The 8,323-nt window shown below is 70.1% G+C and carries 7 protein-coding genes and 1 pseudogene; 5 read left to right on the top strand and 3 right to left on the bottom strand.

Annotated features, from left to right (window positions below; translation table 11 throughout):
• On the top strand, positions 1-425 hold a 425-nt coding region (locus Q1N79_RS01765; protein ID WP_300603319.1), incomplete at its 5' end, for a transposase.
• Positions 426-737: 312 nt separating this feature from the next.
• On the opposite strand, the gene Q1N79_RS01760 is transcribed toward Q1N79_RS01765, so the two are convergent.
• On the bottom strand, positions 738-1,013 hold the full coding sequence (locus tag Q1N79_RS01760; protein WP_300603316.1) for a hypothetical protein: 276 nt from the start codon (positions 1,011-1,013) through the stop codon (positions 738-740).
• A gap of 1,141 nt (positions 1,014-2,154) precedes the next feature.
• Here Q1N79_RS01760 and Q1N79_RS01755 point away from each other — a divergent pair.
• Both Q1N79_RS01755 and Q1N79_RS01750 read left to right on the top strand, forming a co-directional pair.
• Positions 2,155-2,502, top strand: a complete 348-nt coding sequence (locus Q1N79_RS01755) for a VOC family protein (RefSeq protein ID WP_300603312.1) — start codon at positions 2,155-2,157, stop codon at positions 2,500-2,502.
• Positions 2,503-2,618: 116 nt separating this feature from the next.
• Positions 2,619-3,570, top strand: a pseudogene (locus Q1N79_RS01750) (excinuclease ABC subunit UvrA); the annotation flags it as partial.
• 56 nt (positions 3,571-3,626) lie between these two features.
• Here the strand turns inward: Q1N79_RS01750 and Q1N79_RS01745 are convergent.
• Complete coding sequence (locus Q1N79_RS01745; protein WP_300603309.1) at positions 3,627-4,715, bottom strand: bifunctional nuclease domain-containing protein; 1,089 nt, start codon at positions 4,713-4,715, stop codon at positions 3,627-3,629.
• A gap of 352 nt (positions 4,716-5,067) precedes the next feature.
• Here Q1N79_RS01745 and Q1N79_RS01740 point away from each other — a divergent pair, with 352 nt between their 5' ends.
• Positions 5,068-6,681: a peptide chain release factor 3 gene (locus Q1N79_RS01740; RefSeq protein WP_300603322.1), complete on the top strand. Its 1,614-nt coding sequence runs from the start codon at positions 5,068-5,070 to the stop codon at positions 6,679-6,681.
• A 114-nt stretch (positions 6,682-6,795) separates the two neighbouring features.
• On the opposite strand, the gene Q1N79_RS01735 is transcribed toward Q1N79_RS01740, so the two are convergent.
• Entirely contained in the window at positions 6,796-7,824 is a 1,029-nt protein-coding gene (locus Q1N79_RS01735) for a hypothetical protein (protein ID WP_300603306.1), read from the bottom strand.
• A 200-nt stretch (positions 7,825-8,024) separates the two neighbouring features.
• Between Q1N79_RS01735 and Q1N79_RS01730 the strand changes: the two genes are divergently transcribed.
• Positions 8,025-8,323: acyl-CoA dehydrogenase family protein (locus tag Q1N79_RS01730; protein ID WP_300603303.1), on the top strand; the 299-nt coding region annotated here is incomplete at its 3' end.

The following is an 8,323-nucleotide window of genomic DNA, read 5'->3' as shown; positions in this document are numbered from 1 at the left end:
CGGGAATCGCCCCGTTCATGGACCTGGCCGGCCAGGTCATGGCCAGGCCAGAGTACAAGAACGCGCCCCGCGTATTCGTCATCGTGGACAACGGCTCGGACCACCGCGGCCAGGCCGCGGCCAGCCGGCTGGCCGCGGCTCACCCCAACGCGATCATGATCCACACCCCGGTCCACGCCTCCTGGCTGAACCAGATCGAGATCTTCTTCTCCATCATCCAGAAGAAAGTCGTCTCCCCGAACAACTTCCCCAGCCTGGAGGAGCTTTCCGGAACCCTGCTCGCCTTCATCGACCGCTACAACCGCACCGCGGAGCCGTTCAGCTGGAAGTACACCGCCGACGACCTCAAGGACCTGCTCCGGCGCATCAGCGAACACGAGAAACAGGACTCCATAAAACAAACCGGACTTGTGAGGGCTGCCTGACAACCCCCGACGAATTTATGGGGTCACCCACTTAGGATCAAGGCGGCGCCTGCGGCGCCGCTGGCCCGGCGTCAGCGCCCGGGCTCTGCCTTGAGAGGCCCGCCCGGGCGCACGCCAGGCCGAACGCCACGCGGACATCCGGAAGAAGGCGGCTCAAGAGCGGTCGCCGGATGTAACGACGAGACGTCTTCCTCGGCCGCGATTGCCCAGCTGGCGGCCACCGCGCCAAAGGCGCTCGCGCGATCGCGCTGCACACGACCGGCTGCGCTGGCCCGGGACCAATACCTCGCGGTGCCGTCGCGTCGGGCCGCCTTAGCCCTGAATCAGGTTGTGAACTGGCTCGACCATGGGCTGGCCAAGATCGACGCCGACTTCCTGGACGATGGGTATCATCGTCTCGCCGAACTTATCGAAGGCCTGCTGAGACTCCCAGATGTCGAATACCTGGAGCTTGTCGCCGAAGCCGAAGCAAGCGTGATATAGACGCCCAGCGGGTTTGCCTGCACCAGCTGCGTCGAGACGCCTGATGATTTCGTCGTATTGCGCTGCGGTCGCAGATGCCGGGCTTATGTACACGCTGATTGCCATGAATCCCTCCCCTAACTCGCTGACTTATGCGGCAGGACGTCTGGCTCTTGTCATCGTGCCTGTCCCGCTGCCTGGAGCTGCTCGCGAGTCTTCCACACAACCGACAGCGTCGCTAGGACGAGGAAGGCCCGGCAAGCAGGTGATTCCACTCCGGGTGGTGCTGGGCTGGCTCAGATCCGAGGATGGGCCACTGAGTGCACGTGTCCGCCCTTCCACCCTCCAAGCGTGACTGTGACTGCAGGACTTGGCGCCTCCGGCGGGGCGTCAGGCTCAAGGATGGACCGGGCAGTGCAAGAGCATCCACTGTCAGGGTTTGGCTGAGGGTGGGGATGAACCCCCAGGGAGGGGTGGCGCGTTCGCGCCAATGCAGGAGACAACGAGCACCAGGGCTCGGCGGACTCCGCCTGGATCTGCGCAAGCGGGCACGACATCCGCTGGCTGCGCCTCGACGATGTGTCGCGCACTATCACCACGAGGGCATACACCAGCAGGAGCGTTACTCCATCGAAGAACAGGCCCGCGACGATCGCCGGGATCGCCGATCCGGCGCCACAGATGAGATTCCGCCCCGTGCCCCAGGCCCATAGCGGGTCGCGCACTGCCCTTCGCGCTCACCCGGACGGCCGCGTACTCGGCCAGCACTAGGGCGACGCTGCCTGCCGCCACCGAGGCCCACCCGCGCCGCGCTGTGCCTCCTGCCAGGTCATCGTCGCGAAGCCGTTTTTCCTCCTGGCAGGCGCCCTTATCGGAACCTGGCCCGCTTATGCGCTGGTGAGGCTCTACACGACTCCGGGGCGAAGCTTCACCTGGCCCGAGGGCCTGGTGGTTACGCCGCCGCTGCTGGCCATCACCGCCTTGATCATTGCGTCGCATCCGGGCGTGGCCTGGTTCTGGGCGGGCAGTTACGGGTGGTGGGACGTGCTTTTCTTTTTCCTGGCGGCCGTGCTGGTCCGGCTTGCGATCGGGATCGCATCGGTCGCGAGGCTACGTAGGTCGCTTCGTCCTTGCCATGACGACCCCGGGCGAGGTGACGAGACTGGTCAGGAATGGAGAAGCGTCCCCTGGTTCGCCGTCGCCATACTTCTGACAAGACGCGAATCGACAGCCAAGGCGATGGGCTGCCACGACTTGAGGAGCGACCATGACCGGTTCTTCCACCCAGGGCATCAAGACCGTGCTGCATCCGGTAACCGACCTCGAGGCGGCCAAGGCGGTGTACACCGCCCTGCTCGGCGTGGCGCCGATGGCGGACGCGCCTTACTACGTCGGCTACGAGGCCGAGGGACAGCAGATCGGGCTGGTGCCGAACAGCGGCATGACCTCGCCGGTGGCCTACTGGCACGTGGCCGACATCGAGGCGAAGCTGGCCGAGGTGACCGCGGCGGGCGCCAACGTGAAGGAGCCCCCGCGCGACGTCGGCGGCGGCCGCCTGGTGGCCACTGTCACCGATCCCGACGGCAACGTCCTTGGGCTGCTTCAGGACCGATGATCGCCGACAGCCACCACGACTCGATCCGCGTGCACGGAGCACGCGTGAACAACCTCAAGGATGTAAGCATCGCGATCCCGAAGCGCCGGCTGACGGTGTCGAGGGGACCGTCGAGGGGCTGACGGGCCAGCGGCACCCTCACCGGCCGTCACCTCGACGACCGGGCGGCCCCCAAGGAGAGCGTACGGACGGCCGCGGGCACGCCGGAGATCCGCGGCGCGAGCACGCACAACCTGCGCGACGTCGACCTGGACATCCCGCTCGGGGTGCTTGCCGTCGTCACCGGTGTCGCCGGCTCCGGCATGAGCTCGCTCATCCCGGCGACGCACACCGGACTGCCCGACCCGATCCGCACCGCCTTCGCGAAGGCCAACGGCGTGCAGCCCGCGCTGTTCAGCGCCAACTCCGCGGGCGCCTGCCCCAACTGCAACGGGGCCGGGGTCAGCTACACCGACCTGGCGATGATGGCCGGCGTTGCCACCACCTGCGAGGAGTGCGAGGGCAAGCGGTCCGAGCCGTCGGTGCTTGAACATCGGCTGGGCGGCGGGACATCGGCGAAGTGCCGGCGATGACGGTGACCGAGACCGGGGAGTTCCTCGGCGCCGGGGAGGCAGCCACGCCCGCCGCGCACAGATCCTCGGTCGGCCGGGCGACGTCGGGCTCGGCTACCTCAGCCTCGGCCAGCCGCTCACTACGCTGTCCGGCGGCGAGCGGCAGCGGCTCAAGCCGGCAACCCACCTGGCGGAGAAGGGCGGCGTCTACGTCCTCGACGAGCCGACCGCCGGCCTGCACCTGGCCGACGTCGAGCAGCTGCCCGGCCTGCTCGGCCTGCTCGGCCTGCTCGACCGGCTCGACCGGCTCGCCGACTCCGGCAAGCCTGTCATCGTGACCGAGCACCACCAGGCGGCGATGGCGCACGCCGACTGGATCATCGACCTCGGCCCAGGCGCCGGCCACGACGGCGGCCGGATCGTCTTCGAGGGCACCCCCGCGGCCCTCGTCGCCGCCCGCTCCACCCTCACCGGCGAGCACCTCGCGGCCTACGCCGGCGCCGAGCCGCACGCGTGACCACTTGGCGGCTACCGGTCAGCGGGCGCCGCGCTCGTTCCGGGGTCCGAGACGGATCAGTGCGCGCGCCGTTCGGCAGCCTCGCGCATCCGCTGCCGGACTTCAGCCGCAATGTCGGCGGTGGCCACAGGAAACGATGACTCCTCCTCCGTTGGCGGCGCGCTGAACAGCGAGCTGTTCAGCCGGATGGGCGCGCCGGTTGCCACCGCCAGGTTCACGGCGTCGCTTGGCCGTGCGTCGACTTCCCGCGGTCCGCCCGGTCCCTGCACGACCACGACCGCGTAGAAGACCCAGTCCAGCAGGCGGGTGATCCGCACTTCGGTGATGCGCGACCCGGCGGCCTCGACGAGCCCGGCCGCCAGCTTGTAAGGGAACGGGCGGGGTGTCTCGACCGACTCCAGCGTCAGCGCGAGCACGCTCGCCTCGGCCGGCCCGATCCAGATCGGAAGCCGCCGGTCACCGCCGCGCTCGGCGAGGACCATGACGTGCTTGCGCTGCTGGGGGTCGTCATCCTGGGTCCTGCGGATCTCCGAGACAAAGACCTCGGCCCATTCCGCCGTCTCCGCTGCTGTCACCGTATTCTCCTCCTGGATCGCCATGAATTGAACGAGCTTCGGGGCCAGTGCCGCCCGCGCCTGGTGCAGCCGCGCCTTGACGGCGCCGACCGAGATGCCGAGTTCCCCGGCCACCTCGCGGTGGCTCAGGCCCTGCAGGTAAAACAGCCGCACGGCGTGCTGCTGGCCATCGGCCAGTGCGGCGATGGCACCGCGCACACGTGCCGCGGTGTCGGCCAGTTCCGCCGCCTCCGCCGGATCAGGCGCACCAGACACCCAATCGGGCCGCAGGCCAGGCACTTCCGACCGGAGCTGCCGGTGCCACTTCCTGGACACGTTCAGGGCTATCCCGCAGAACCAGGCACCGAACTTGTCGGGCGAGCGCAGCCGCTCAAGATCGGTCATCGCGGCGACCGCGGCCTCCTGCACGGCGTCGCGCGCCAGGTCTGGCGAGCCCAGGACCCGCCCGGCGAGCAGGACCGCGATATCCCAGTGCCTGCGCACGAGTTCGGCCATCGGTTCCCTGAACCCGCGCCGCGCCAGCTGCACGAGGTCGGCGTCTGAGGGCAGCTCAGGCCTGGGGTGTCCCACGCTTCATAGTGCCCGTACACGACCGCCGGGTTAGCCCCGCGGCCGCACAAGATCCGGGTGGCCGCCTCTCGCGTCACCGAGGGCCGCAAGCCAGAGATGGCACGAGAGCTTGGGGCCAAGCCTGCGGGCAGTCATGGCGCGGGTGACGGGAACCCGCTGTCCGTTCGGGGGAATTGTTTGTATCACCCGCACGTTGCGCGACTTGGATCGCTCCTCGTGTGCGGAGCACCGCGCCCGGGCCTGCGTGGCAGGCGGGCGCCGGACCCCCGGGGCGATCAGGGTAGCCTCGTTCGGGCGTCGCGCCAGCCAGCGAAGCAGAAGCAAGGGAAGTAAGGAGAGCCGCCGCGTGTCGGTGACAGATGTAGCAGCAAGACGGCCTGCCCCGGACACGGCTGTCCGGGCCGAAGCGGCGCGGCGCCGGACCTTCGCGGTGATCAGCCATCCGGACGCGGGCAAGTCGACGCTGACCGAGGCGCTCGCGCTGCACGCGTCCGCCATCAACCACGCCGGCGCTGTGCACGGCAAGGCGGGGCGGCGCGGTGTCACCTCCGACTGGATGGCGATGGAGCGCGATCGCGGCATCTCGATCACCTCGGCGGCGCTGCGCTTCACCTACGACGGCGCGGTGCTGAACTTGCTCGACACCCCGGGACACGCGGACTTTTCCGAGGACACCTACCGGGTGCTCGAGGCCGTCGACTGCGCGATCATGCTGCTCGACTCGGCCAAGGGCCTCCAGGCGCAGACGCTCAAGCTGTTCGACGTGTGCCGGTCCCGGCACCTGCCGGTCGTGACGTTCGTGAACAAGTGGGACCGTCCCGGCCGCGAGCCGCTGGAACTGCTCGATGAGATCGAGCAGCGGATCGGGCTGCGCCCCACGCCCGTGAACTGGCCGGTCGGGGTGGCCGGCGACTTCCGCGGGCTGATCGAGCGGGCCATCGGCGAGTACACCGCCTACACGCGCACCCCCGGCGGCGCAGAGCGGGCCCTTGAGCAGCGCTTTTCGCCCGACGAGGCGCTGGAGCGCGAGGGCGAGGCGTACTCGGTGGCGGTCGACGAGCTGACGCTGCTTGACGAGATCGGCGCCCGGCTCGACATGCCGTCGTTCCTGGCCGGTGAGTCGTCTCCGGTGCTGTTCGGCGCGGCGCTGCCGAACTTCGGCGTGCGCAGGCTGCTCGACGCGATGCGCGCGCTGGCCCCAGGACCGGCGGCCCGGGTGTCCGCGGACGGCGTACCCCGGCCGGTCGGCGCGCCCTTCTCCGGGCTGGTGTTCAAGGTGCAGGCCAACATGGACCCGGCGCACCGGGACCGGGTGGCCTTCGTCCGGGTGTGCTCCGGCCGATTCGAGCGCGGCATGGTGCTCACCCACGCCGCGACCGGCAGGCCGTTCGCGACGAAGTACGCGCAGGCGATGTTCGGCCAGGACAGGGAGACCGTGGACGTGGCCTTCCCCGGCGACGTGATCGGCCTGGTCAACGCCACCGCGCTGCGTCCGGGGGACACGCTGTTCGCCGACGTGCCGGTGGCGTTCCCGCCGATCCCGTCGTTCGCGCCCGAGCACTTCGCCGTCGTGCGCTGCAAGGACGCCGCCAAGTACAAGCAGTTCCGCCGCGGCATCGACCAGCTGGACACCGAGGGCGTCGTCCAGGTGCTGTCGTCTGACCTGCGCGGCGACCAGGCGCCCGTGCTCGCGGCCGTCGGGCCGCTGCAGTTCGACGTGGTGCTGCACCGGCTTGAGCACGAGTTCAGCGCCCGCTCGGAGCTCGATCATCTCGACTACTCACTGGCGCGGCTGACCGATGCGGCCGGCGCCTCCGCGCTGGCCGGCGCGCGCGGCGCCGAGGTGCTGACCCGCCGGCTCGACGGGGCGCTGCTGGCGCTGTTCGCCGACAAGTGGCGGCTGAACGCGATCGCGCGCGACAACCCGGCGGTCCGGCTCGACCCCCTGCTCGCTGGCGCCGAATAGCGGGCCGCCGGACACCCGGGGGAGGCCGCTCCGGCGGCCCGGGGCTATCTCATCCGGGCGACGAGGGACGGCGATGGTTGAGGTGGTTGAGGTGCGAGTGCCGCAGACCGTCGGTTACAGCTGCTCGCCGGGAATCTCCAGCTGGCTGATTGCCTGCCCGTAGGCCACCGCGGCGAGCTTCGCGATGTTGCTGTGCGCGCCGAGCGGCGCCGCGCACTCCCCGCCGATCGCCAGCGCGTCCAGGTCGCTCTTGCTGGCCTCGGGGCCGATGATGCACGGGGCGATCGCAGGCCGGTTGACCCCCATCTCCCTCAGCCGCATCATGCCTTCCTGCAGGGTCGGCGCGCTGTCCAGCGACGCCGGGATGACCGGCAGCGCCAGCCGCGCCGCGAGCAGCACCGACGTTACGTTGGCCGCAGCCGCGCCGTCCGGGCCGCCGATGGTCGCGATGAGGATGCCGTCGGCGGCGGTGACGATGCTGAAAAGCCGGACCCGGTCCGCGCGCGCCAGCCCGGCCTCGGCCAGCCGGATGTGCAGCACCTCGGCGATCAGCGCGTTGGAGTTGATGAAGCCGCTGACGACCGCCTTCGCCCCGCTGACGGCGATCGCCTCGCGCAGCCGGCGGGTAACGGGCGGGTTGGGCGTGGCGATGAGCGGGATGACCACGGCGCATGCCGCGCCGTCCGGCCGCCGCGAGGCGGCGTCGGCCAGGACGGCCTGAATGTCAGACGGGTCGCCGGGGCCGCCGCCGTCGACGCGCGCCGCGCGCACGTCCACCGCGGGGTTATCGACGCGGAGCACGGCGGCGAGCTCGCCCACTGCGCCGGCCGTGAGGTCTGTGTCGGTTCCCGGAACCGCGAGCACAAGGGCGGGGGCGCTCTGCGGCAGGCTGACGGGAACGGGCCTGCGGTGCCGGCCGGCCGGTCGCGGCGGACGGGCTGCCGTCTGGCGGCTCGGCATGGCCAGGCCGCCGCCGCTGCCGCCCTGCAGGTCGCTGGCCGGCTGCTCCCCGACCGGATACCTGCCGGGCAGGTCCCCGGCGAACTGTCGTGCCGGCAGCGTCCCGCCCGGCTGCCGGGATGGCGTGCCGTCGTTAGGCCGCCGCGTCGGCGGGCCCGCCGAGGGGTCGCGAACATCCGTCACGAGTCGGAAGCCTAGTCCCAAGGTGCCCTTGATGCCTCAAAAGCGCCGAAACAGGCAGTCGGGGAATGGGGCATGTTGTCGTGTTCCGGCCGGTCTGTCACCAGCGGTTTGCGATGCCGTGAAAGACGCGTGGGTGCAGGGATGACTGATTTGCTACTAGCGAGTAACATAGGCTAGGTACCCAAGCCGCGGAGCGTTATATGAGCCACTACAAGAGCAATCTCCGGGACATCGAGTTCAACCTGTTCGAGGTGCTCGGCCGTCAGGCACTCCTGGGGACTGGTCCCTACGCCGACGTGGACGCCGAGACCGCGCGCGACATGCTGGCCGAAGTCAACAGGCTCGCCGTCGGGCCGGTGGCCGAGTCGTTCGCCGACGCCGACAGGAACCCGCCGGTCTTTGACCCGGCCACAGGGACCGTGACGGTGCCTGAGTCGTTCCGCAAGTCGTTCCGGGCGCTGATGGACGCGCAGTGGTGGCGGCTGGCCATTCCGCCAGA

Source organism: Trebonia sp. (assembly GCF_030042015.1).
Taxonomy (GTDB): Bacteria; Actinomycetota; Actinomycetes; order Streptosporangiales; family Streptosporangiaceae; genus Trebonia.
This window is presented reverse-complemented; position numbering and strand designations above follow the sequence as displayed.